Source organism: Aquamicrobium sp. (genome assembly GCF_023954335.1).
In the GTDB taxonomy this organism is placed as follows: domain Bacteria; phylum Pseudomonadota; class Alphaproteobacteria; order Rhizobiales; family Rhizobiaceae; genus Aerobium.
The window spans coordinates 13,666-36,362 of the sequence record NZ_JAMLIE010000001.1 but is presented as its reverse complement, the minus strand read 5'-3'; the positions used below and the strand labels follow the sequence as shown (position 1 = coordinate 36,362).

Below are 22,697 nucleotides of genomic sequence, written 5' to 3'. Positions count from 1 at the left end.
GCTTACACCCCTTTCAGGACGAGGATGGTTGGCCGGCGCGGCAGGTCGCGCAGCGACACGGTGAGGGAACGCTCCTCGGAAAGACGCACCTCGAAATCCTCGCCCATGCGGGCGGTGAACTCGCGCAGCGGCGTCGAATGCCGGTGCATCGGCAGGATCAGCGACGAATAGAGCCGCTTGGCGATCTCGCTCATCGCCCCGACCGACAGCGTCATGCCGCCGTCGATCGGCACCATCAGGATGTCGAGCCGGCCGATGGCGGCGTAGTGGGCGTCCTCGAGGTGGTGGTGCAGATGGCCGAGATGGCCGATGCACAGGCCCGCGACCTCGAAGATGAAGATCGAGTTGCCGTCCGCCACCATGCCGCCGCCCCAGCTCCTTATGTCGGTCGGCACGTTGCGGATATAGACGTCGTCGACGGTGAGCGCATGGCGCGCCGGCCCGCCGTCGGGGTTCCAGCCGCGCAGCACGTGCTCGATGCCGGGATCGGGAAAGTCGGTGAAGTGGGTGCCGTGCGCGCGGTTCATGGTGACGACGCGCGGCAGCGGGTCGAAGCCGTAATGGCCGGAGAAATCGGTGGCGACGCGCACGCCGGCCGGCGTCTCGATCACATAGGTCGAATGGCCGGCATAGGTGATTGTGACGACGCCTTCCCTCGCCTGCGCCGGGCTGGCGAAGGGCGGGACGGGCGCGGGCGCGAAGCTGGCATAGGTCGCCTTCGGCAGCGCCTCGGCGATGGCGATGCACTGCGACGGCACCGGATCGGGCGCGTCCTGCGCTACGGCCTGCAAGGGCGCGAAAAGGGCAAGGAAGGCGGCGGCAGGCACGGTGAGGCGCATGGCGGCTTTCTCCGGGCGGGTGCATCGGCCGTCGAAGGTACAGGTCTGGCGGGCGCGCGCCACGGCTTTGGCCGCCGCCGCGCTTCACTTCTTCGCGATTGCCGCAGCTTCTGGACGTTTTGGCGGCTTTTCTCTATAAGCGCGCCATTCAACGGACATCGCGAAAGAAGGCGCTCGAAGGGGTTCCATGGCCGGCCATTCTCAATTCAAGAACATCATGCATCGCAAGGGGCGGCAGGACGCCGTCCGCTCGAAGATGTTTTCCAAGCTCGCGCGCGAGATCACCGTCGCCGCCAAGACGGGGATGCCCGACCCCGACATGAACCCGCGCCTGCGCCTGGCGATCCAGAACGCCAAGGCGCAGTCGATGCCGAAGGACAACATCCAGCGCGCCATCAACAAGGCGGCCGGAAACGACGGCGAGAACTATGAGGAAGTGCGCTACGAGGGATACGGGCCCGGCGGCGTCGCGCTGATCGTCGAGGCGCTGACCGACAACCGCAACCGCACCGCCTCCAACGTGCGCGCGGCCTTCACCAAGGCCGGCGGCGCGCTGGGCGAGACGGGGTCGGTATCCTTCCTGTGGGACCGCGTCGGCGAGATCGTCTACAAGCCCGCGGCCGGCGACGCCGACGCGGTGATGGAGGCCGCCATCGAGGCCGGCGCCGACGACGTGCAGTCCGACGAGGACGGTCACGTCATCCTGTGCGCCTTCGGCGACATCGGCGAGGTGACTTCGGCGCTGGAGAAGGCGCTGGGCGAGGCCGAGTCGGTCAAGACCATCTGGAAGCCGCAGACCAACACGCACGTCGACGAGGACCGCGCCCGCTCGATCCTCAAGCTCGTCGCCACGCTCGAGGACGACGACGACGTGCAGAACGTCTACGCCAATTTCGAGGTCGACGACGAGACGATGGCCAAGCTCAGCGCCGCGTAAGCAGCGCGCGTGGTCAGGCCGCGCGCCGCCTGAGCGGCGAAGTCCGGCAACAAAAAACCCGCCTCGAAGGCGGGTTTTTTCGTTCCGATGCGGGGTTTCGGCTCAGATGCCGAGGCCCTCGTAGCGCTTCTTGAACTTCGACAGGCGGCCGCCGCGGTCGAGCAGGGTCTGCTGGCCGCCGGTCCACGCCGGATGGGTGGTGGGGTCGATGTCGAGATTCATCGTGTCGCCCTCCTTGCCCCAGGTGGAGCGGGTCAGGTATTCGGTGCCATCGGTCATCACGACCTTGATGGTGTGGTAATCGGGATGGATATCGGCTTTCATCGCTGTCTTCCTGGTATCGTCGGGCTGCCGGGCAGGATCGCGCCTCTTTCGAGGATGCGGCGATGCGCCCACTGTCAAAACCTGAAGACGCGGCTATTGATGCCGCAGCTTCGGAAACGGTCGGCCGCCTATACAGGAGCCGGCGTCAAACCACAAGGCCGGCAACGCGGCAAATTCGCCGCGGCCGCAGGAAAGGCCGGGCATGAAGGAAAGGGCAGGCATGGCCGAGACCGGGCATGAAAAGGACAGGCGGCTGCGCACGCTCGGGCCGCTCGGGGAACTCATCCCCTTCGTCATGCGCTATCGCGGCCTGGTGCTCGGGGCGTGCCTCGCGCTGCTGGCGGCGGCCGTCACCACGCTGATGATGCCCATCGCCGTGCGCCGCATGGTCGACCACGGCTTCTCCGATTCCGATTCCAGCCTGATCTCCAGCTATTTCTCGATGCTGATCGTGCTGGCCGGCCTGCTGGCGGCGGCCTCGGCCGCGCGCTACTATTTCGTCATCACGCTGGGCGAGCGCGTGGTCGCGGATCTGCGGCGCGCGGTGTTCGCCCATGTCTCGGCGCTGTCGCCGGGCTTCTTCGACGCGGTGCAGTCGGGCGAGATCGTCTCGCGGCTGACCGCCGACACCACCCAGATCAAGTCGGCCGTCGGCGCCACCGCCTCGACGGCGCTGCGCAACATCATCCTCGCCGTCGGCGCGCTCACCATGATGGTGGTGACGAGCCCGAAGCTCTCCGGCCTCGTCATCGCCGCCATTCCCGTCGTCGTGGTGCCGATCGTCGCCTTCGGCCGCTCGGTCAGGCGGCGCTCGCGCTTCGCGCAGGACACGCTGGCCGAGGCCACCGCCTACGCCTCGGAGCAGATCGGCGCGGTGCGCACGCTCCAGGCCTATACCAACGAGAAGCTGGTCGAGGACCACTTCGGCCGCGCCGTCGAGATCGCCTTCGACGCGGCGCGCGCCTCCGTGCGCTCGCGCGCGGTGCTGACCTTCTTCGCCATCTTCGCCGTGTTCGCCTCGGTGGTCGCGGTGCTGTGGATCGGCGCGGCCGACGTGCTCTCGGGCGCGATGTCGCCGGGCACGCTCACCCAGTTCCTGTTCTACGCCGTCTTCGCCGCCGGCGCGCTCGGCGCGCTGTCGGAGGTGTGGGGCGAACTCGCGCAGGCCGCCGGCGCCACCGAGCGGCTGACCGAGCTTCTGGCGGAGGAGCCGCAGGTGCGCGCGCCGGCCCGGCCCGTCGCCCTGCCCGAGCCGGCGAAGGGCGGGGTCGAGTTCCGCGACGTCTCCTTCGCCTATCCGATGCGGCCCGACCGTCCGGCGCTCGAGGGGCTGTCGTTCACGGTCAGGCCCGGCGAGACCGTGGCCATCGTCGGCCCGTCCGGCTCGGGCAAGAGCACGGTGTTCTCGCTGCTCCTGCGCTTCTACGACCCGCAGGGTGGCGCGGTGCTGGTCGACGGCGTCGACGTGCGGCAGGTCGACCCGCAGGCACTGCGCGGCCGCATGGCCATCGTGCCGCAGGACGTGACCATCTTCGCGGCCAGCGCGGCCGACAACATCGCCTTCGGCCGGCCGGGGGCAGGAATGGCGGAGATCGAGGCGGCGGCGCGAGACGCCCGCGCCGACGAGTTTCTCGCCCGGCTCGACAGGGGCTACGACACGCCGCTCGGCGAGCGCGGGGTGACGCTGTCCGGCGGCCAGCGCCAGCGCCTCGCCATCGCGCGGGCCATCCTGCGCGACGCGCCGATCCTGCTGCTCGACGAGGCGACCTCGGCGCTCGACGCCGAGAGCGAGACGCTGGTGCAGACGGCGCTGGAGCGGCTGATGCAGGGGCGCACCACGCTGGTCATCGCCCACCGCCTCGCCACCGTGCTCAAGGCCGACCGCATCCTCGTCATGGAAGGCGGCCGGATCGTCGAGGAAGGCACGCACCAGAGCCTCGTCGCGGCCGGCGGCGTCTATGCCCGCCTCGCCCGCCTCCAGTTCGACCACGGCGCCGGCGCGTTCGGCCGCGCGGCGGAGTAGGCGCGGGGTATCCGATTTCCTGCGGCGTCGGCGCAGACCCCTCACCGGTTCGCTGCGCTCGCCACCTCTCCCCGGAGGGGAGAGGAAAAGTCCGGGTCTGATAAACGCTGCCTCCCTTTCCTCTCCCCTCTGGGGAGAGGTGGCCCGAAGGGTCGGTGAGGGGTAGCGCCTATCCCAGCAGATTGCGCGCCGCGCGCAGGAAGATGCGCGTGCCGATGGGGATCAGGTCGTCGGGGAAGTCGTAGTCCGGGTTGTGCAGGTTCGGCCGCTCGACGCCGGCGCCGAGATAGAGCATCGCCGATCCGGAGCCGTGGCCGAACAGGCCGAAATCCTCCGACGCGCGCATCGGCAGCTGCTCGCCGTCATGGGAAATGCCCTCGGCGTCGAGCGCGGCGGCGAGATGGGCGGTGGCCTCGGCGTCGTTCAGGCTGGCGACGAAGATCTCGTGATAGTCGATGGAGCATGTCAGCCCGTCGGCGGCGGCGGCCTCGCGCGCCAGCTCCTCGGCGGCGGTGCAAAGGTCGGCCATGCGCGCGTCGAGCTGCGTGCGCAGCGTCGCCCGGACCTCGGCGCGGCCGGGCGCGACGCCGAACACCGGCTCGCCCATGCTGGCATGGGTGACGGTGGCCATGGCGAAATCGTCGCTGGCGAACGAGCCGCCGCCGAGCGCGGCGAGCTCAGGCATCAGCCGGCTGATCGCCCGCATCGGCGACAGGCCGCTCTCGGGCATCGACGAATGGGCTTCCCTGCCTTCGAGGACGATGCGCATGCCGCGCGAGGCGCAGTTGACGACGCCGGCCTTCAGCCGGACATGGCCGAGCGGCGTGCCGGGCAGGTTGTGCAGCGAGAAGGCGAAATCCGGCCGGATCGCGCCGTAGCGCGGATCGGCGGTGACGCCGGCCGCGCCGTCGCCCGTTTCCTCGGCCGGCTGGAACATCAGCACGACGCGGCCCGTCGCCGGGCGCTGCCGGCCGAACAGGCGGCCGAGCGCGGCAAGGATCGCCATGTGGCCGTCATGGCCGCACATATGGCCCTTGCCGGCAATTGCCGAGCGGTGGGGGATGTCGGAGATCTCGGCTATGGGCAGTGCGTCGAGCTCGGCGCGGAACAGGACCGTCGGCCCGGCGACGCCGCTGTCGTAGACGAAGGCTATGCCGTGGCCGCCGAGCCCGGTGATCACCTCGTCCGCCCTGGTGTCGGCGAGGAAGGCGACGACGCGATTCGCGGTCTCCGCCTCCTCATTGGAGATTTCCGGGAAACGGTGGAGATCGCGGCGGAAGGCGACGAGGTCCTCGATGTCGCGGTTGGTCAGGGTCATGACGGGCTCCGTTCCGGCAAGTTCGGGTCGTTTTCTGGCGCAATTCCGGACGGAAAAGTGCTGCACACTTTTCCTGGAATTGCTTCAGGCAAAGACGATGGTCTTGTTGCCGCTCAGCATGACGCGGCTTTCGAGATGCAGCTTCACCGCGCGGGCCAGCACCCGCGATTCGATGTCGCGGCCGACGGCGACGAAATCCTCGGCGCTCATCGCATGCGTCACGCGCTCGGTCTCCTGCTCGATGATCGGCCCCTCGTCGAGGTCGGGCGTCACGTAATGGGCAGTCGCGCCGATCAGCTTGACGCCGCGGTCGTGGGCCTGGTGATAGGGCTTGGCGCCCTTGAAGCTCGGCAGGAAGGAATGGTGGATGTTGATGATGCGGCCGAACAGGCGGCTGGAGAAATCGTCCGACAGCACCTGCATGTAGCGGGCCAGCACGACGAGCCCGGCGCCGGTTTCCTCGACCAGCGCCGTCAGCCTCGCTTCCTGCTCGGCCTTGGTGGCCGGGGTCACCTTCCAGCAATGATAGGGGATGCCGGCGCTTTCCGCCTCGGCGCGGCTGTCCTCGTGGTTGGAGACGATGGCCGCGACCTCGGCGTCGAGCCAGCCGACGCGGATCTGGTAGAGAAGGTGGAGCAGCGCATGGTCGAACTTCGAGACCATGACGATGATCTTCGGCTTCCGCGCCGTGTCGGTGAGGCGAAGGTCGATGCCGAAACGCGTCTCGGCGGGCGCTGTGGCCGCTCGGATGGCGGCGCTTTCGGCGCCGCGCGCGTCGAGCGCCACCCGCATGAAGAAGCGGTTGGTCTGCTGGTCCCAGAACTGGGCGCTCTCGACGATGTTGGCGCCGATGCCGGCAAGCGCGGCGCTGACGGCGGCGACGATGCCGGGGCGGTCGTCGCAGGCGAGGTTGAGGATATGGGTCGGGCGGATCATGGGCGGCATCCGGTGGGCTGATCGAGGCTTGCTCATAGCGGGGCCGGGCCGTCCGGATCAATCGCGCCCGCGCCTTTTGTTGGCCGCCCGGCGGCAAACAGCGAAAAAAGTGGCCCCCTTAGAGGTTCGCCGCCGCGTGGCGGCCGGCCTGACGGCCCGAGAACAGGCAGCCGCCGAGGAAGGTGCCCTCGAGCGCGTTGTAGCCGTGATAGCCGCCGCCGCCGAAGCCGGCGACCTCGCCCGCCGCGTAAAGGCCGGGGATCGGCTCGCCGGCAGGGTCGAGCACCCGCGCGTCGATGTCGGTGTGGAGGCCGCCGAGCGTCTTGCGGGTGAGGATGTGGAGGCGGACCGCGATCAGCGGCCCGTGCTTCGGATCGAGGATCCTGTGGGGCTTCGCCGTGCGGATCAGCCGGTCGCCGCGATAGGCGCGGGCGCCGCGCAGGGCGATGACCTGCGCGTCCTTGGAGAAGGGGTTGTCGATCTCGCGGTCGCGCGCCTTTATCTGGGCGGCGATGTGGTCGTGGTCGATCAGCGCCGCGCCGGCGAGCGCGTTCATGCCGGCGACGAGATCGGGAAGCGTGTCGCGGACGATGAAATCCTCGCCGTGTCTTTTGAACGCCTCGACCGGCGGCGGCGCGCCGCCGCCGAGCCGGCTTTTCAGCACCTCCAGCCATTTCTTCGAGGCGAGGTCGGGATTCTGCTCCGAGCCGGAGAGGGCGAACTCCTTCTTGATGATGCTCTGCGTCAGCACGAACCAGGAATAGTCATGGCCGGTGGCGAGGATGTGCTTGAGCGTCGCCAGCGTGTCGAAGCCGGGCATGCACGGCGCGGGCAGGCGGTTGCCGCGCGCGTCGAACCACATCGAGGACGGGCCGGGCAGGATGCGGATGCCGTGGTCGGGCCAGATCGGGCCCCAGTTGCGCACGCCCTCGGTGTAGTGCCACATCCGGTCGGTGTTGATGGCCGCCGCGCCGGCTTCCTGCGTGATCCCGATCATGCGGCCGTCGACGTGGTGCGGCACGCCGGCGACCATGGTTTTCGGCGCGGGGCCGAGCCGGTCGACCGGCCAGCTCCTGCGGACCAGATCGAGATCGCCGCCGATGCCGCCGGACGCGACGACGATGCAGGGGGCGGAAAGCTCGAACGAACCTGCGACCTCGCGGCCGGAGCGCTCGCCGCGCGCGACCGTCGACGGCTCCAGCACCTCGCCGGCGACGCCGGTCAGACGGCCGCTGCTTCTCACCAGCCGGCTGACGCGGTGGCGGAATTTCAGCGCGACGCGGCCGCTCTTGGCATGCTCGCGGATGCGGGCGACGAAGGGCTCGAGGACGCCCGGCCCGACGCCCCACGTGACATGGAAGCGCGGCACCGAATTGCCGTGGCCGTGGGCGTGGCCGCCGCCGCGCTCGGCCCAGCCGACGACCGGGAACCAGCGCATGCCCATGGCGTGGAGCCAGGATCGCATCCCGCCGGCGGCGAAATCGACATAGGCTTCCGCGACACGGCGCGGCCAATGGTCCTCGGCGCGGTCGAACCCGGCCGAGCCCAGCCAGTCTTGGAGCGCGAGATCGCGGCTGTCCCGGATGCCCATGCGGCGCTGCTCCGGGGAATCGACGAGGAACAGGCCGCCCAGCGACCAGAACGCCTGCCCGCCGAGCGAGTTCTCGCCTTCCTGATCGAGCACGACGACGCGCTTGCCGGCGTCGGCCAGCTCGCATGCCGCGACCAGCCCGGCCAGCCCGCCGCCGACCACGATGGCGTCCGCATCCTCGGCCATGTCTCCCCTCCCTGTCGTTGGTCCGGGCTACTGTCGGACGGATTTTCGGGCGCGGCAAGAGGCGGCGTCAGCCGCCGTAGCGGCGTTCGAGATGGCGCTTCAGATAGCCCGCGTCGAGCGGCTCGCCGGTGGCGTGAAGGATCAAATCCGGCGTCGACAGGCGCGAGCCGAGCGACCAGACGCGCTCGCGGCGCCAGTCGTTCAGCCGCCCGAAGCGTCCGGCGGCGAGGTCGTCGTCTATGTCGGGGTGGTCGCGCTCGATGGCCGCCCAGAGCTGCGCCGCGATCATCGCGCCGAGCGTGTAGGACGGGAAATAGCCGAAGGCGGCCGAGGGCCAGTGGACGTCCTGCATCGGCCCGTCGGCCGGGTTGTCGAGGGTCGAGAGGCCGAGATAGCGGCGCATGCCCTCGTCCCACGCCTCGGGCAGGTCGGCGACGTCGAGCCCGCCCTCGACCAGCGCGCGCTCCAGCTCGAAGCGCAGCACGATGTGGAGCGGATAGGTCACCTCGTCGGCGTCGACCCGGATCAGTCCGCGCTCGACATGGTGGACATGCGGCAGGATGTCGGCGAGCGACAGGCTCTCGCCGAGATGGCGCTCGACCATCGGCAGCGCGAAGCGCCAGAAGGCGGGATTGCGGCCGATCTGCTTTTCCACGAACAGGCTCTGGCTTTCATGGACCGCCATGCCGCGCGCCTGGCCGAGCGGCCAGTGCGCCCATTCGCGCGGCAGGTTCTGCTCGTAGAGCGCGTGGCCGGTCTCGTGCAGGACGCCCATCAGCGCCGACAGGAAGTCGTCGGTACGGTAGCGCGTGGTGATGCGCACGTCGCTCGGCACGCCGCCGCAGAACGGATGGTGCGAGACCGAAAGGCTGCCATGCGAAAGGTCGAAGCCGACCCCCGCCATCATCGACAGAGCCAGCTCGCGCTGCCGGTCGACGGGATAGGAGCCGGCGAGGGATTTGAGCGGCGCTTTCGTCAGCCGCCTCTCCTGCGCCTCCAGCGCCTGCGGCACGAAGCCGGTCAGGAAGGCCTTGAGATCGTCGAGCAGCGGCGCGACCTCGGCGACGCGCGCGCCGGGATCGTACTGCTCCATCAGCGCGTCGTAGGGGGAAAGGCCGAGCGCGTCGGCCCGCAGCGCGGCTTCCTCGCGCACCAGCGCGACGACGCCTTCGAGCGCCGGGGCGAAGCCGGCCCAGTCGTTCTTCGCCCGCGCGTCGCGCCACAGCTGCTCGCAGCGCAGCCGCGCATGAGTCTGGCGCTCGACGAAGTCGGGCGGCAGCGAGGTCATGTTGAGATGGACGCGGCGGAATTCACGAAACGCCGCCGCCTGCTCCTCGTTCAGCGCCTCGCTTGCGGCCGCCTCGATCCACTCGGCCACCTCCGGCGCGGTCGCCATGCGGTGGCGCATGCCGGAAAGCGTGGCGAGCGAGGCGGCGCGGTCCTCGCCGCCGCCGGGCGCCATGTGGGTGGCCTCGTCGGCGGCGAGGATCGAGACGGCGTGGTCGAGCGCGTGGAGGCGGCGGTTGAGGATGTCGAGCTTCTCGAACGACATGGCTAGCGGCTCCGCGGCGTCGCCGCCTGCATGAAGGCGACCATGCCGGGGAACTCGACGCGGCGCTGCCAGAGCTCCTCCACCGCGTCGTCGTTGAGCAGCGTCTGGCCGAGCATGGCGTCCATGGCGGTTTCCTGGCCGAGGTCGCGGTCGATCGACAGGAACAGGAACGGCTCGGCATGGCGCGCGGCCTCCGGCTGCTCCGGGCCGTGCCAGCTCATGCGGCCGTCATGGCTCCCGGCGATGCCGGCGGCGATGGCGAGCTCGGCAGCGATACGCGCCGGGGCGGCGACGTCGCCTTGCGTCTTCTCCGCATAGGGGGAGGCGATGTCGATCGTCGTTTCAGTCTCCTGCCACTGGTGCAGGTCGTCGGGGAAAGGCTCGAAGGCGAGGCAGCCGCGCCCGCCGCACTCGGTGGCCTCGGCGTCCTTGTCAGTGATCTCGCCGCGGGCGACGGAGACCAGCGCCGCCTGCTGGCCCATCAGCGGCATGGTGACGATGCGCCAGGCGACATGCGGGCCGACGCCGAAGGCCTCGGGCTCGTCGGTGTTCTCCTCGCCGTAATCCTCGATCACCATCTGGCGGATGGCCGGGCCGAAATTGTAGCGCTCGACCGTGACGAAGGCATAGGGCGTGTCGCCGTCGAGCATCTGGCCGTAGCGCAGCATGGTGCGCGTGCGCGGCAGCGCCGGCTCCAGCGTCTCGACCAGCAGCAGCGCCTTCTCCAGCGGCGAGGCCTCGCCGTCGGGGCGGGCCGCGCCGGCCGGGGAAGCGGTGAAGGCGGCCAGCAGCCTTTCGTCGACGGTCGCTACGTCCTGCGCCTCGAAGCCGTCCTCGCCGATGAATGTCGCGACGGCGTCGTCCACGCCGGCCGCATGGGCGGCAGGCGACAGCAGCGAGGCTGTGGCGAGAAGGACGGGGGCGAGAAGAAGGGGGATGGCGCTTTTCGGCATGACGGCTCCGGGATCGGGAGGACGGGCGGCGCGCGGCGGCGCAGGCCGTCCGGCCGAGGGCAGGCTACGCGCCGTCGCCGCGCTGTCAACATGGCGGCAGCACTCTTGCGCCGTGGGGTGGGCGCGTGCTGAATGGCGGGTGGAGCGACGGGCATTGCGGCAAATGCCGTTTGCCTGCTCCAGCTGTTCGTTTCAGCCGCATTTGCGCAGAATGCTCCAACGTCGCCGCTGCGAAAGGCCCGCCGCCATGATCGCCACCGTCCTGACTTCCGTCGTCGCGCTGATCCACGTCTATATCGTCGTCCTCGAAATGGCGCTGTGGGAGAAGCCGCAGGGCCGCAAGGCGTTCGGCACCACGGCCGAGTTCGCGGCCGCGACCCGGGCGCTGGCGGCCAATCAGGGACTCTACAACGGCTTCCTCGTCGCCGGCCTCGCCTGGGGGCTTTGGCTCGGCGAGGCGGGTTTCGCGGTGAAGACGTTCTTCCTCGCCTGCGTGCTGGTGGCCGGGCTTTTCGGCGCGGCGACGGCGAGCCGAAAAATTCTTTACGTGCAGGCGTTGCCGGCGGCGCTGGCGCTCGCCGCGCTCTGGGCCGGCGTCTGAGCGGTCAGCGCTCGGTCAGCTTCAGCTCGATGCGGCGATTGCGGTTGCGCGCCTCAGCGGTGTCGGCCGGATCGAGCGGCTGGAACTCGCCGAAGCCGGCGGCGACCAGCCGCTCGGGCGAGACGCCGTTCTCGATCAGGTACTTCACCACCGCGGTGGCGCGGGCCGAGGACAGCTCCCAGTTGTCGCGGTAGCGCCCGGTGCCGGAGAGCGGGATGGTGTCGGTGTGGCCGTCGACGCGCAGCACCCAGTTGATCTCGGGCGGAATCTCGCGCTGCAATTCGAGGATCGCGCCGGCGAGCTTCTTCATCTCCTCGCGGCCGGCGTCGTTGATGATCTCCGAGCCGGACGGGAACAGCACCTCGGACTGGAAGACGAAGCGGTCGCCGACGATGCGGATGTTCTCGCGGTCGGAGAGGATCTCGCGCAGCCGGCCGAAGAAGTCGGAGCGGTAGCGGTTCAACTCCTGCACGCGCTGGGCGAGCGCGACGTTGAGGCGCCGGCCGAGGTCGGCGATCTTGGCGTTCGATTCGCGGTCGCGGGCCTCGGAGGTCTCCAGCGCCGCTTCGAGCGCGCCGATCTGGCTGCGCAGGGCGGCGATCTGCTGGTTGAGCAGCTCGACCTGGCTGAGCGCGCGCTGGCTGATCTGCTTCTCGCTGTCGAGCTCGCCGGCCAGCGAGGTGGCCCGGGCCTCGGCCTGCGCGCCGGCGCCCGCCCCGGCGGCGAGCAACTGCTCCAGCCGCGAGCGCTCGCCCTCGGCGGTGGCGAGCGAGGCGCGCATGTTGGCGAGCATGTCGTCGAGGTCCTGCGCGTTCGACTGTTCGAGCGCCAGAAGCTGGGTCAGCTCGTTGATCTGCGAGTTCAGCCGGTTCAGGACCTCGTCGCGGCCGCTGATCTCGCGCGACAGCAGGAACTGCGCCAGCACGAAGACCGAGAGCAGGAACATGATGGCGAGGAGCAGCGTCGACAGCGCGTCGACGAAGCCGGGCCAGTAGTCGACGCCGCGATGGCTGCCGCGTCTCGTCCGCGCCAGCGCCATCTAGCCGTTCTCCCCACTGGCGCTCTCCCCGCCGGCGCCTTCGGGGGCGGGCTTGCCGGCCGGCCGGCCTTCCGCTGCCTTGCCGGCGGACTGGCGCTCCTCCTGCCGGCGGATGGAATCGGCCAGCCGGTCGAGCGTCGCGCGCATCGCCTTCTGCTCGCCGGCCTGCGCCTCGACCCAGTCGCGCATCATCTGCTGCTCGGAGCGCATGTTCTTGACGAGGCCGCTGATGCCGTCGGCGAGGCTGGCCATCGACGCGGCGATGCGCGGGTTGGCCGCGCCGGCATGGTCGTGGCCGGCATGCTCCTGCGCGGCGTGAAGCCGGCGCGACAGCTCGCGGATCTCCTCCAGCGCGTCCCCGTCCCGCGGCGGGCCGACGAAGTCGGAGCCGAGATCGGTGACGGAGGACAGCCAGTTCTCCAGCTCGGTGTAGAAGCGGGTCTGGGCGCGGCCGGCCTGGAGATCGAGGAAGCCGAGCACCAGCGAGCCGGACAGGCCGAACAGCGACGAGGAGAACGCCGTGCCCATGCCGGCCAGCGGCGCCGACAGGCCCGCCTTCAGCGAATCGAGCACGTCGTTGACGTCGCCTGAGCCGGGGTCGAGCGACCCGATGGTCTCGCCGATCGAGCCGATGGTCTGGAGCAGGCCCCAGAAGGTGCCGAGCAGGCCGAGGAAGATCAGCAGGCCGGTGAGGTAGCGCGAGATGTCGCGACTCTCGTCGAGGCGGGTGGCGATCGAATCGAGGATCGAGCGCGTCGTTGCGGTCGACAGCGCGGTCGAGGACGAACGCGACAGCAGCGCCTTCATCGGCGCGAGCAGCACGGGATCGCGCCGGTCGGTGCCGACGCGGAAGGAATTGACCCAGCGCACCTCGCGGATCAGGCCGATGACCTGCCCGAACACCAGAAGGATGCCGACCGCCAACACGCCGAGGATCAGTCCGTTCAAGCCCGGATTGGTCTGGAAGGCCGAGGAGATCTGCCGGTAGAGGATGGCCGCGACGAAGCCGACGATGGCGAGGAAGATCAGCATCGACAGGAGGAAGACCTGCGGGCTGGACAGCTTTCGCGGATCGTACGGCTCGGCCTCCGTCAGGCCGTCGTCGGACTCCACCCTTCCCAGAACTGCCATCGGCGCGCCCCTGCTCATGATTTCGGCATCAAGGTGCCCGCGATCCTAAACGGAATTGTGACCAAATTGAAATCCGCCGTGAGAGCCGGCTCGCGCCGGCTCCGGCGGCGTTTCGCCACGCTTGCCGTTAAAGCGCCTTGGCCATCTCGCGCAGCTGGAATTTCTGGATCTTGCCGGTCGAGGTCTTGGGGATCTCGGCGAAGACGATGGTGCGGGGGCATTTGAAGCGGGCGAGCAGCGCGCGGCAATGCTCGATGATCTCCTCCTCGGTCGCGCTGGCGCCCGGCTTCAGCTCGACATAGGCCACCGGCGTCTCGCCCCATTTGTCGTCCTGCCTCGCCACCACGCCGCAGGAGGCGACGGCGGGGTGCTTGTAGAGCGCGTCCTCGACCTCGATCGAGGAGATGTTCTCGCCGCCGGAGATGATGATGTCCTTGGAGCGGTCCTTCAGCTGGATGTAGCCGTCCGGGTGCATGACGCCGAGGTCGCCCGAATGGAACCAGCCGCCGGCGAAGGCCTCCTCGGTCGCGGCCCTGTTCTTGAGGTATCCCTTCATGACGATGTTGCCGCGGAACATGACCTCGCCGATGGTCTCGCCGTCGGCCGGCGTCGGCTCCATCGTCTCGGGGTCGCGCACGCTCAGGCCTTCGAGCGCGGCGTAGCGCACGCCCTGCCGCGCCTTCTTCTGGGTGCGCTCGCCCTTCGGCAGGTCGTCCCAGTCGGCGAGCCATTCGTTGACGACCGCCGGCCCGTAGGTCTCGGTCAGGCCGTAGAGATGGGTGACGGCAAAGCCGGCATCGGCCATGCCGGACAGCACCGCCTCGGGCGGCGGGGCAGCGGCGGTGTTGAAGGTCACGGTCTGCGGGAAGTCGCGCTTGTCGCCGGCGGGCGCGTTGATCAGCGTCGACATGACGATGGGCGCGCCGCACAGATGGGTGACGCCATGGTCGGCGATGGCGTCGTACATCGCCTTCGCCCTGACCCAGCGCAGGCAGACATGCGTGCCGCCGGTGACGGCGAGCGTCCACGGGAAGCACCAGCCGTTGCAGTGGAACATCGGCAGTGTCCACAGATAGACCGGATGGCGGCCCATGCCGGCATGGACGGTGTTGGCATAGGCCATCAGCGCCGCGCCGCGGTGGTGGTAGACGACGCCCTTGGGGTTGCCGGTCGTGCCCGAAGTGTAGTTGAGCGAGATCGCGTCCCATTCGTCGTCGGGCATCGACCACGAAAAGCCCTCGTCGCCCGAGGCAACGAAATCCTCGTAGTCGAGCGAACCGATGCGGTTCCCCTTGGGGTAGGGCGCGTCGTCGCCATAATCGGGATCGTCGAAGTCGATGACCAGCGGCTTCGCCTTCGCGATCGCCAGCGCCTCCCTGACCACGTTGGAGAACTCGCGGTCGACGATCAGCACCTTCGATTCGGCATGGTCGAGCTGGAAGGCGAGGATGGCGGCGTCGAGGCGGGTGTTGAGCGAATGCAGCACCGCCTTGACCATGGGCACGCCGAAATGCGCCTCCAGCATCGGCGGCGTGTTGGACAGCATCACCGAGACCGTGTCGCCCTTGCCGATGCCTCGCTTCGACAGCGCGGAGGCGAGCTTCAGCGACCGGCGCCAGAACTCGGCATAGGTGATGCGGGCATCGCCGTGGACGATGGCGACATGGGCGGGAAACACCTTCGCCGCGCGCTCCAGATAGGTCAGCGGCGTCAGCGGCTGGTGGTTGGCCGGGTTCTTGCCGAGGTCGAGATCGTATAGACTGGTCATTCATGCCTCCCTGTCGCCGCCGATTATGCACAAAGCGGATAGCGCGTCATCAGGCCTCGGCAGGGCGAAGGATGCGATTGCGCTTCTCCCCTTGCCACCATTTGAGCTATGCCGCATTCCAACCACGATCGCCCGTCATTGAGACCGAACCCGACAGGACCGCCATGAATCCGGCAATGAACCCGACCGAGACGCCGAACCGCTGCCGCCTGGTGCTGATCGCCCCGAAGGGCGCGACGCCGCAGGTGCTTGCCGCTGCGCTTTCGGGCGGCGACGTCGCCTCGTTGATCCTGCCGCAATGGGACATGGACGAGGCCGCGTTCCAGGCGCACGCGGAGGCTGTTGTGCCGGCGGCGCAGGAAGCGGGCGTGGCGGCGGTGATCGCCGGCGACATGCGCATCGCCATGCGCGCCCGCGCCGACGGCATCCATATCGAGACGAACAAGCGCGACCTCGCCGACATCGTGGGCAAGCACCAGGGCAAGCTGATCGTCGGCACCGGCGGGGCGACGACCCGCGACGACGCGCTGGAGCTCGGCGAGACCCGGCCCGACTACATCTTCTTCGGCCGCTTCGGTTACGACCTGAAGCCCGAGCCGCATCCGCGCAACCTGAAGCTCGGCCGGTGGTGGGCCGAGATGGTGGCGCTGCCCTGCATCGTCATGGGGGGCTCGGACATGGCCTCGCTCGCCGAGGTCGCGGGCACCGGGGCCGATTTCGTCGCGCTGTCGGCGGCCGTGTTCGGCGAGGGCGTCGACCCCGCCGAGGCGGTCGCGCGCGCCAACGCGCTGCTCGACGAGCACGCGCCGCGTTTCGAGGGCTGATCCGTTGCGTCTGCGCCCGCTTATCCTGTTTCTGTCGCTGGTCCCGGCATCGCTGGCGCTGCCGGCGTCGGCGCAGCAGGAAACCCCGGGCGCCGCCCCCGCCGCGCCGGCCGAGGCCGAAACCGCCGCGCCGACCGGGACCGTCGCGCCCGACGCCGACGCGGTCCGGCGCAGCCGCTTTTCCGAGCGGCCGTCCGACGAGGCCTATGGCGCGTTCCAGCGCGGCTACTACATCACCGCGCTCAACCTCGCGACGCCGCTGGCGCTTCAAGGCGATCCGGCGGCGCAGACGCTGATCGGCGAGATCTATTCGCGCGGGCTCGGCGTGCGCCGCGACCTGCCCACGGCCATCGAGTGGTACGAGAAGGCGGCCGAGCAGAAGGTGCCGGAGGCGCTGTTCCAGCTCGCCATGATCCTCTACGACGGCGGCGCCGAGTTCGGCGACAGGGCGCGGGCGGCGCAGTTGATCGAGGCGGCGGCCGAGGCCGGGCACAGCCTCGCCCAGTTCAACTTCGCCCAGATGCTGGTCGAGCGCGATACGACGCCGCAGGGAACGGCGCGCGCCGTCGCCTGGTACGAGAAGGCCGCGCGCGCCGGGCTGGCCGACGCGCAATACGCCATGGCCGAGGTCGCCCGCCAGGGCGCGGCCGGGCGGCCGGTCGATCTGGCCGAGGCCCGGCGCTGGCTGTCGCTGGCCGCGGCGCAGAACCACGACACCGCCCAGATCGATCTCGGCACCATGCTGGTCGAGGGTGAGGGCGGTCCGCGCGACGAGAAGGCCGGCTTTGCCTGGCTGATGCGAGCGGCCGCGGCCGGCAACGCGGCAGCGCAGAACCGGGTGGCCAAGCTCTACCGCGCCGGCATCGGCGTCGAGCCGGACCGGGTGACGGCGGCGGCGTGGTACCTGCGCGCGCGGCGGGCCGGGCTCGTCGATCCGGTGATGGAGGACCAGCTCGACGGCCTGACCGAGGAGGAGATGGACGAGGCCGGAAAGCGCGCCGCCACGCTCGGCTGACCCCCGGCTATCTGGCTGCACTTGCCTCAGGCCGCGTTTTATGGTCTTGGAGCCGCGATAAAGCGCCTGCGGCGCGCACATTTTCCGGAACCGAACAATGGCTAAGATCAACGGCAACGAAATCCGTCCGGGCAACGTCATCGAGCACGATGGCGGCCTGTGGGTGGCGGTGAAGACCAACGCGGTGAAGCCCGGCAAGGGCGGCGCCTACAACCAGGTCGAACTGAAGAACCTCATCAACGGCACCAAGCTCAACGAGCGCTTCCGCGCCGCCGAGACGGTGGAGAAGGTGCGCCTCGAGCAGAAGGACTTCACCTTCCTCTACGAGCAGGGCGACGCGTTGGTGTTCATGGACGACGAGAGCTACGAGCAGCTCGAGCTGGAAAAGGACTTCGTCGGCGACCGCGCCGCCTTCCTCCAGGACGGCATGAAGGTGACGGTCGAGCTGCACGAGGAGCGCCCGATCGGCGTCTCGCTGCCCGACCAGGTGACGCTGACCATCACCGAGGCCGACCCGGTGGTGAAGGGCCAGACGGCGGCCTCGTCCTACAAGCCGGCGGTGCTGGAGAACGGCATCCGCGTCCTCGTCCCGCCCTTCATCTCGTCGGGCGAGAGGATCGTCGTCGACACCAACGAGATCACCTATATCCGCCGCGCGGACTAGCCCGGCCGCAACCCGAGACTTCGGAGACATTCATGGCGCGCTCCGCCATCATCAACGTCATGGTGCAGGCGGCCATGAAGGCCGGCCGCTCGCTCGGCCGTGATTTCGGCGAGGTGCAGAACCTCCAGGTCTCGCTCAAGGGCCCCGGCGACTATGTCAGCCAGGCCGACAGGCGGGCCGAGGAGATCATCTTCACCGAGCTTTCCAAGGCGCGGCCGGGCTATTCCTTCGTCATGGAGGAGCGCGGCGAGGTAGCAGGCGAGGACGACCAGCACCGCTTCATCGTCGATCCGCTCGACGGCACCACCAACTTCCTGCACGGCATCCCGCTCTTTTCCATCTCGATCGCGCTGGAGCGGCAGGGCCAACTCGTCGCCGGGGTGATCTACAACCCGGCGATGGACGAGCTCTACACCGCCGAGCGCGGCGGCGGCGCGTTCATGAACGACCGCCGGCTGCGCGTGGCGGCGCGGCGCAACCTCTCCGACGCGGTGATCGGCACCGGCATCCCGCATCTCGGGCGCGGCCATCACGGCCACGCGCTGATCGAGCTGAAGAACGTCATGGGCGAGGTGGCGGGCATCCGCCGGCTCGGCTCGGCGGCGCTCGATCTGGCCTATGTCGCGGCCGGACGCATGGACGGGTTCTGGGAAAGCTGGCTGGCGCCGTGGGACATGGCGGCAGGCATCCTGATGGTGCGCGAGGCCGGCGGCTTCTGCACCGACGCTTCCGGAGGGCAGGCGATCTTCGACAGCGGCACGATCGTCGCCGGCAACGAATCGATCCACAAGGCGCTCTTGAAGACGGTGCAGAAGAAGGCGTGAGGCGCGTTCCGCGCCTGCCTTCCTGTGCCGAAGCGGCACAATTTCGTGCAGGTCGCGCCCGGCTGTTAAGCTTCGGTTAAGCTTTACAGGCTATTACTGTGCATATCCAGTTTTCTGGATTCTGACCGAGTGGCCCTCGCCACTCCGTTTGACGCCTCCCTGTTAAACTCCTGAGAGCCGCTTTCGCGGCTCTTTTTTTGTTTTCGGGCCATTTTCCATGGTTTTCGGGTAGCGTTAACCTTCTGTTAAACACCGGCTTGCCATCGGCCGCGCGACGTATCAAATTCCGGCTTCCCGTCGCGGGTCGAAGGCGCTGCGCCAAGAACCGCGTCTCTTCGCGACGGGCGGCGGCGTCTAACGAGTACGGGGTAGCGGTCATGCAGAGCAGGGATCACGAGGGATCCAACACGGTCAGCCTCGCGGAAAGGCGCATCTTCTCGGCCTCGTTCAAGCCGCTCTACGACGAGGGCATGGGGCTGGTCGAGCAGGCGGCCGACTATCTCGACGGCGAGGGCCGCGCCGCCGCCAAGGGGCTCTCGCGCGTCGGCGCGACGCTCTACGCCGCCGAATCCATGCGCCTCACCACCCGCCTGATGCAGATCGCCTCGTGGCTGCTGCTGCAGCGCGCCGCCAATTCCGGCGAGATGACCCGCGACCAGGTCGCCACCGAGAAATCCAAGGTCCGGCTCGACACCGCCTCGGCGCAAGGGGACGCCGCCGGCTGGAGCGAGCTGCCGGACGCCTTCCGCGCCATCGTCGAGCATTCGCTGCGGCTCCAGGCGCTGGTGCGCCGCATGGACGACGAGATCTACGGCGAGTCGGGCCAGCCGCGCGTGCAGGCCGCGGCGCGCCCCGGCAATCCGGTCTCCGACCAGATCAGCCTCCTGAAGACCGCGTTCGCGCACGGTTGAGGCTCGCAGCCTCCGTTTCTGCTTTGTTCACTTTTCGATGGCATTTCCATGCGCTCGCAATAGGGTGGACGCATGAGAGAGGCGATTCGCATCATCGGCATCGATCCGGGCCTGCGCCGCACCGGCTGGGGCGTGGTCGACGTTCTGGGCAATTCGCTGCGCTTCGTCGCCTCCGGCACGGTGCGCTCCGACGACAAGGCCGACCTCGCCTCGCGGCTGCGGCAGCTCCATGACGGGCTTTCCGGGGTTGTCCATTCCCATAGGCCGCACGAGGCGGCGGTGGAGCAGACCTTCGTCAACAAGGACGCCACCGCGACACTGAAGCTTGGCCAGGCGCGCGGCGTCGCCATGCTGGTGCCGGCGCTGGCCGGCCTCGGCGTCGCCGAATACGCGCCCACCGCGGTCAAGAAGGCGGTGATCGGCGTCGGCCACGGCGACAAGAAGCAGATCCACATGATGGTCAGGGTGCTGATGCCGAAGGCGGTCTTCGACGGCGACGACGCGGCCGACGCGCTCGCCATCGCCGTCTGCCACGCGCATCATCGCCAGAGCGTGACCGGGCGGCTGGCCGCCATGGCATCGGCCTGAAGGGCCAGGGGGTGCGGGGATGATCGGCAAGCTGAAGGGTACGGTCGACGAGGTCGGCGAGGACCACTGCATCCTCGACGTCCACGGCGTCGGCTACGTCGCGTTCTGCCCGGCGCGCACGCTCGCGGGGTTGAATGCCGGCGAGGCGGCGGTGCTCCACATCGAGACCTATGTCCGCGAGGACATGATCAGGCTCTACGGCTTTTCCTCGACGCTGGAGCGCGAGTGGTTCCGCCTGTTGCAGAACGTGCAAGGGGTGGGGGCGAAGGTCGCGCTGTCGGTGCTGTCGACGCTGGCGCCGGCCGAGCTCGCCAACGCCGTCGCGCTGCGCGACATCGCCATGGTCTCGCGCGCGCCGGGCGTCGGCAGGAAAGTGGCCGAGCGCATCGTCACCGAGCTGAAGGGCAAGGCCCCGGCGCTGGCCGGCGAGGCTGCCGCCACGATCGGCTTCGCGCAGGAGCTGGGCGCGGGCGTCGCGCCCGCGCCGGCGGCCGACGCGGTCTCGGCCCTGACCAATCTCGGCTATTCGCGCGACATCGCGGCGAGCGCCGTCGCCGCGGCGATGAAGGCGGCCGGCGAGGACGCCGATTCGGCGAAGCTGATCCGCCTCGGCCTCAAGGAGCTGGCGCGGTGAAAGACACCGACTTCCAAAGGATGATCGACACCGCAACGTCTTTCTTTCTCGCTGCTGAACGTTGTGCTCCGGAGTTAAAATTTGGACCTTATGGGCCGCATTCGCCGGCTGCGCCGCGTATCGTTTGCTATGCGCTCTCGGTAGAATTAGCGCTCAAGCTGCTCTTGAGAATCGACGGCATTGATCCGAAGCGGGAGCACGACCTGAAAGGTCTCTTTGAAAAGCTTCCCGATACGAGGCGCGCGACGCTTGTCGCTGTTGATGAATGTGTCGATGAGATAAGCGAGTATTTTCACCACTGGCGCTATCCTTATGAGAAGGAATGGCTTGAAGGGAATTTTGATAACCCGCGCCGGGCGTTTATCGCGTGCCACAAGGAAATACGACGGGCCAAACCTGAACTCGTAAGCTGCTTCGAGCGCGACTGGGGAAGGTTCGAACCTGACTATTCATGGGCATGGCCGGAGCTTGAGATAAGACAGGCGGAAGCTAGTCTGATAAAGGCTGAGCCATGAACCTGGCACCCCGTTTGATCTCTTCGGAAAAGCGCGGCGAGGACGCGGACGTGTCGTTGCGGCCGCAGTCGCTCGACGAGTTCGTCGGCCAGCAGGCGGCGCGCGCCAACCTCAAGGTGTTCATCGAGGCGGCGAAGAACCGCGGCGAGGCGCTCGACCATGTGCTGTTCGTCGGCCCGCCGGGGCTCGGCAAGACGACGCTCGCCCAGATCATGGCGCGCGAGCTCGGCGTCAATTTCCGCTCGACCTCCGGCCCGGTCATCGCCAAGGCCGGCGACCTCGCGGCGCTGCTGACCAATCTCGAGGACCGCGACGTGCTGTTCATCGACGAGATCCACCGGCTCAACCCGGCGGTGGAGGAGATCCTCTACCCGGCGATGGAGGATTTCCAGCTCGACCTGATCATCGGCGAGGGGCCGGCGGCGCGCTCGGTCAAGATCGACCTCGCCCGCTTCACGCTGGTCGCGGCGACGACGCGGCTCGGCCTCCTGACCAACCCGCTGCGCGACCGCTTCGGCATCCCGGTCAGGCTCGATTTCTATACGGTGGACGAGCTGGAGACCATCGTGAGGCGCGGGGCGCGGCTGCTCTCCCTGCCGATGAACGACGAGGGCGCGGTCGAGATCGCCCGGCGCGCGCGCGGCACGCCGCGCATCGCCGGGCGCCTGTTGCGCCGGGTGCGCGACTTCGCCTCGGTGGCGGGCGCCGAGGTGGTGGACCGCAAGACGGCGGACGCGGCGCTGTCGCGGCTGGAAGTCGACGCTCTCGGCCTCGACACGCTCGACCGCCGCTACCTTTCGATGATCGCGAGGAATTTCGGCGGCGGGCCGGTCGGCATCGAGACCATCGCGGCCGGGCTCGCCGAGCCGCGCGACGCCATCGAGGACATCATCGAGCCCTATCTCATCCAGCAGGGCTTCATCCAGCGCACGCCGCGCGGTCGGATGCTGACGGCCAATGCCTGGCGGCATCTCGGCCTCGACGCGCCGAAGGACATCGCCCAGCGGCAGATCGGACTGTTCGAGGAAGAATGAGCGGGAACGACACCATCGACCCCGGGCTCGCCGGGCTTGCCGGGGAGCTGACCGATTTCGGCCACCGGCTGAAGGCGCTCGTCTACTACGCCGACACCGACTTTTCCGGCGTCGTCTATCATGCGCGCTATCTCGAATTCCTCGAGCGCGGCCGCTCCGACTTCCTGCGGCTGGCCGGCGTCCACCATACCGAGCTCGCAGATGGCGTGCATGGCGAGAAGCTGGTCTGGGTGGTGCGGCGCATGGAGATCGACTTCCGGGCGCCGGCGCGGATCGACGACGTGCTGACCATCGACACCCGCACGGAAAGCGTCTCCGGCGCGCGCATCTTCATGGCCCAGCAGATCAGGCGCGGCGACGACCTCCTGATCGAAGCGCGGGTCGAGGCCGCGATCATCTCCGAGAGCGGCAGGCCGCGGCGCTTCCCCAAGGAGTGGGCGGAGGCGTTCCTGCCGAAGGCGTGACGCCGCCGTCGGACCGGAAGGCAAGG

At 68.9% G+C, this 22,697-nt stretch carries 23 protein-coding genes; 13 read left to right on the top strand and 10 right to left on the bottom strand.

Annotation, left to right across the window (positions count from 1 at the left end; all coding sequences use genetic code 11):
• Positions 1 to 2: 2 nt before the first annotated feature.
• Positions 3 to 839, bottom strand: a complete 837-nt coding sequence (locus tag M9945_RS00195; protein ID WP_367942933.1) for an MBL fold metallo-hydrolase — start codon at positions 837 to 839, stop codon at positions 3 to 5.
• A 187-nt stretch (positions 840 to 1,026) separates the two neighbouring features.
• On the opposite strand from M9945_RS00195, the gene M9945_RS00190 reads away from it, so the two are divergent.
• A complete protein-coding gene (locus M9945_RS00190) occupies positions 1,027 to 1,776 on the top strand; it encodes a YebC/PmpR family DNA-binding transcriptional regulator (protein WP_367942932.1) in 750 nt (249 codons plus the stop codon).
• Positions 1,777 to 1,878: 102 nt separating this feature from the next.
• Here M9945_RS00190 and rpmE read toward each other — a convergent pair whose 3' ends face one another.
• Positions 1,879 to 2,100 (bottom strand): 50S ribosomal protein L31, encoded by a 222-nt coding sequence (gene rpmE / locus M9945_RS00185; protein ID WP_367930099.1) that lies wholly within the window; start codon positions 2,098 to 2,100, stop codon positions 1,879 to 1,881.
• Positions 2,101 to 2,320: 220 nt separating this feature from the next.
• Here rpmE and M9945_RS00180 point away from each other — a divergent pair, with 220 nt between their 5' ends.
• Positions 2,321 to 4,123, top strand: a complete 1,803-nt coding sequence (locus tag M9945_RS00180) for an ABC transporter transmembrane domain-containing protein (protein ID WP_367944727.1) — start codon at positions 2,321 to 2,323, stop codon at positions 4,121 to 4,123.
• Between the two features lie 169 nt (positions 4,124 to 4,292).
• Here the strand turns inward: M9945_RS00180 and M9945_RS00175 are convergent, their stop codons facing one another.
• From M9945_RS00175 to M9945_RS00155, 5 genes are all read right to left on the bottom strand, one after another.
• Positions 4,293 to 5,441 carry an amidohydrolase gene (locus tag M9945_RS00175; RefSeq protein ID WP_367942931.1) on the bottom strand — a complete coding sequence of 383 codons (1,149 nt, stop codon included), beginning with the start codon at positions 5,439 to 5,441 and terminating at the stop codon, positions 4,293 to 4,295.
• Between the two features lie 84 nt (positions 5,442 to 5,525).
• Positions 5,526 to 6,377 (bottom strand): formyltetrahydrofolate deformylase, encoded by an 852-nt coding sequence (gene purU, locus M9945_RS00170; protein WP_367942930.1) that lies wholly within the window; start codon positions 6,375 to 6,377, stop codon positions 5,526 to 5,528.
• Between the two features lie 118 nt (positions 6,378 to 6,495).
• Positions 6,496 to 8,154, bottom strand: a complete 1,659-nt coding sequence (locus tag M9945_RS00165; protein ID WP_367942929.1) for an FAD-binding dehydrogenase — start codon at positions 8,152 to 8,154, stop codon at positions 6,496 to 6,498.
• Between the two features lie 67 nt (positions 8,155 to 8,221).
• Positions 8,222 to 9,706: a carboxypeptidase M32 gene (locus tag M9945_RS00160; protein ID WP_367942928.1), complete on the bottom strand. Its 1,485-nt coding sequence runs from the start codon at positions 9,704 to 9,706 to the stop codon at positions 8,222 to 8,224.
• Between the two features lie 2 nt (positions 9,707 to 9,708).
• A complete protein-coding gene (locus M9945_RS00155) occupies positions 9,709 to 10,659 on the bottom strand; it encodes a hypothetical protein (protein WP_367942927.1) in 951 nt (316 codons plus the stop codon).
• A 247-nt stretch (positions 10,660 to 10,906) separates the two neighbouring features.
• Here M9945_RS00155 and M9945_RS00150 point away from each other — a divergent pair, with 247 nt between their 5' ends.
• A complete protein-coding gene (locus M9945_RS00150; RefSeq protein ID WP_367930105.1) occupies positions 10,907 to 11,260 on the top strand; it encodes a DUF1304 domain-containing protein in 354 nt (117 codons plus the stop codon).
• Between the two features lie 4 nt (positions 11,261 to 11,264).
• On the opposite strand, the gene M9945_RS00145 is transcribed toward M9945_RS00150, so the two are convergent.
• From M9945_RS00145 to M9945_RS00135, 3 genes are all read right to left on the bottom strand, one after another.
• Complete coding sequence (locus M9945_RS00145; protein WP_367930106.1) at positions 11,265 to 12,299, bottom strand: peptidoglycan -binding protein; 1,035 nt, start codon at positions 12,297 to 12,299, stop codon at positions 11,265 to 11,267.
• Positions 12,300 to 13,430, bottom strand: a complete 1,131-nt coding sequence (locus tag M9945_RS00140; RefSeq protein WP_367942926.1) for a flagellar motor protein MotA — start codon at positions 13,428 to 13,430, stop codon at positions 12,300 to 12,302.
• Between the two features lie 127 nt (positions 13,431 to 13,557).
• Complete coding sequence (locus M9945_RS00135; RefSeq protein WP_367942925.1) at positions 13,558 to 15,198, bottom strand: acyl-CoA synthetase; 1,641 nt, start codon at positions 15,196 to 15,198, stop codon at positions 13,558 to 13,560.
• Positions 15,199 to 15,374: 176 nt separating this feature from the next.
• Here M9945_RS00135 and M9945_RS00130 point away from each other — a divergent pair, with 176 nt between their 5' ends.
• From M9945_RS00130 to ybgC, 10 genes are all read left to right on the top strand, one after another.
• Positions 15,375 to 16,022: a thiamine phosphate synthase gene (locus M9945_RS00130; protein ID WP_367942924.1), complete on the top strand. Its 648-nt coding sequence runs from the start codon at positions 15,375 to 15,377 to the stop codon at positions 16,020 to 16,022.
• 4 nt (positions 16,023 to 16,026) lie between these two features.
• On the top strand, positions 16,027 to 17,037 hold the full coding sequence (locus M9945_RS00125) for a tetratricopeptide repeat protein (RefSeq protein WP_367942923.1): 1,011 nt from the start codon (positions 16,027 to 16,029) through the stop codon (positions 17,035 to 17,037).
• 97 nt (positions 17,038 to 17,134) lie between these two features.
• Positions 17,135 to 17,701, top strand: coding sequence for an elongation factor P (gene efp / locus M9945_RS00120; protein WP_367931791.1), 567 nt, complete (start codon positions 17,135 to 17,137; stop codon positions 17,699 to 17,701).
• 32 nt (positions 17,702 to 17,733) lie between these two features.
• Positions 17,734 to 18,525, top strand: a complete 792-nt coding sequence (locus M9945_RS00115) for an inositol monophosphatase family protein (protein WP_367931790.1) — start codon at positions 17,734 to 17,736, stop codon at positions 18,523 to 18,525.
• Positions 18,526 to 18,902: 377 nt separating this feature from the next.
• Entirely contained in the window at positions 18,903 to 19,436 is a 534-nt protein-coding gene (locus M9945_RS00110; protein ID WP_367931578.1) for a DUF1465 family protein, read from the top strand.
• A gap of 72 nt (positions 19,437 to 19,508) precedes the next feature.
• Positions 19,509 to 20,024, top strand: coding sequence for a crossover junction endodeoxyribonuclease RuvC (gene ruvC / locus M9945_RS00105; protein ID WP_367931579.1), 516 nt, complete (start codon positions 19,509 to 19,511; stop codon positions 20,022 to 20,024).
• 19 nt (positions 20,025 to 20,043) lie between these two features.
• Positions 20,044 to 20,658, top strand: coding sequence for a Holliday junction branch migration protein RuvA (gene ruvA / locus M9945_RS00100; RefSeq protein WP_367942922.1), 615 nt, complete (start codon positions 20,044 to 20,046; stop codon positions 20,656 to 20,658).
• The gene (locus M9945_RS00095; protein ID WP_367931581.1) at positions 20,655 to 21,173 is read left to right on the top strand and encodes a HEPN domain-containing protein; all 519 of its coding nucleotides are present in this window, start codon (positions 20,655 to 20,657) and stop codon (positions 21,171 to 21,173) included. The genes ruvA and M9945_RS00095 overlap by 4 nt, the downstream gene beginning before the upstream one ends.
• Entirely contained in the window at positions 21,170 to 22,207 is a 1,038-nt protein-coding gene (gene ruvB / locus M9945_RS00090) for a Holliday junction branch migration DNA helicase RuvB (protein ID WP_367931582.1), read from the top strand. Before M9945_RS00095 ends, ruvB begins: the two co-directional genes overlap by 4 nt.
• Positions 22,204 to 22,671, top strand: coding sequence for a tol-pal system-associated acyl-CoA thioesterase (ybgC, locus tag M9945_RS00085; RefSeq protein ID WP_367942921.1), 468 nt, complete (start codon positions 22,204 to 22,206; stop codon positions 22,669 to 22,671). Before ruvB ends, ybgC begins: the two co-directional genes overlap by 4 nt.
• The last annotated feature ends 26 nt before the right edge of the window (positions 22,672 to 22,697 follow it).

Coding starts and splice junctions, on each gene's coding strand:
- purU (WP_367942930.1), bottom strand. CDS start 6,377: ATGATCCGCCCGACCCATATCCTCAACCTCGCCTGCGACGACCGCCCC.
- M9945_RS00190 (WP_367942932.1), top strand. CDS start 1,027: ATGGCCGGCCATTCTCAATTCAAGAACATCATGCATCGCAAGGGGCGG.
- ruvB (WP_367931582.1), top strand. CDS start 21,170: ATGAACCTGGCACCCCGTTTGATCTCTTCGGAAAAGCGCGGCGAGGAC.
- M9945_RS00110 (WP_367931578.1), top strand. CDS start 18,903: ATGCAGAGCAGGGATCACGAGGGATCCAACACGGTCAGCCTCGCGGAA.
- M9945_RS00180 (WP_367944727.1), top strand. CDS start 2,321: ATGGCCGAGACCGGGCATGAAAAGGACAGGCGGCTGCGCACGCTCGGG.
- M9945_RS00155 (WP_367942927.1), bottom strand. CDS start 10,659: ATGCCGAAAAGCGCCATCCCCCTTCTTCTCGCCCCCGTCCTTCTCGCC.
- ybgC (WP_367942921.1), top strand. CDS start 22,204: ATGAGCGGGAACGACACCATCGACCCCGGGCTCGCCGGGCTTGCCGGG.
- M9945_RS00115 (WP_367931790.1), top strand. CDS start 17,734: ATGGCGCGCTCCGCCATCATCAACGTCATGGTGCAGGCGGCCATGAAG.
- M9945_RS00175 (WP_367942931.1), bottom strand. CDS start 5,441: ATGACCCTGACCAACCGCGACATCGAGGACCTCGTCGCCTTCCGCCGC.
- M9945_RS00135 (WP_367942925.1), bottom strand. CDS start 15,198: ATGACCAGTCTATACGATCTCGACCTCGGCAAGAACCCGGCCAACCAC.
- efp (WP_367931791.1), top strand. CDS start 17,135: ATGGCTAAGATCAACGGCAACGAAATCCGTCCGGGCAACGTCATCGAG.
- M9945_RS00140 (WP_367942926.1), bottom strand. CDS start 13,430: ATGGCAGTTCTGGGAAGGGTGGAGTCCGACGACGGCCTGACGGAGGCC.
- M9945_RS00165 (WP_367942929.1), bottom strand. CDS start 8,154: ATGGCCGAGGATGCGGACGCCATCGTGGTCGGCGGCGGGCTGGCCGGG.
- ruvA (WP_367942922.1), top strand. CDS start 20,044: ATGATCGGCAAGCTGAAGGGTACGGTCGACGAGGTCGGCGAGGACCAC.
- M9945_RS00150 (WP_367930105.1), top strand. CDS start 10,907: ATGATCGCCACCGTCCTGACTTCCGTCGTCGCGCTGATCCACGTCTAT.
- rpmE (WP_367930099.1), bottom strand. CDS start 2,100: ATGAAAGCCGATATCCATCCCGATTACCACACCATCAAGGTCGTGATG.
- M9945_RS00160 (WP_367942928.1), bottom strand. CDS start 9,706: ATGTCGTTCGAGAAGCTCGACATCCTCAACCGCCGCCTCCACGCGCTC.
- ruvC (WP_367931579.1), top strand. CDS start 19,509: ATGAGAGAGGCGATTCGCATCATCGGCATCGATCCGGGCCTGCGCCGC.
- M9945_RS00195 (WP_367942933.1), bottom strand. CDS start 839: ATGCGCCTCACCGTGCCTGCCGCCGCCTTCCTTGCCCTTTTCGCGCCC.
- M9945_RS00145 (WP_367930106.1), bottom strand. CDS start 12,299: ATGGCGCTGGCGCGGACGAGACGCGGCAGCCATCGCGGCGTCGACTAC.
- M9945_RS00130 (WP_367942924.1), top strand. CDS start 15,375: ATGAACCCGACCGAGACGCCGAACCGCTGCCGCCTGGTGCTGATCGCC.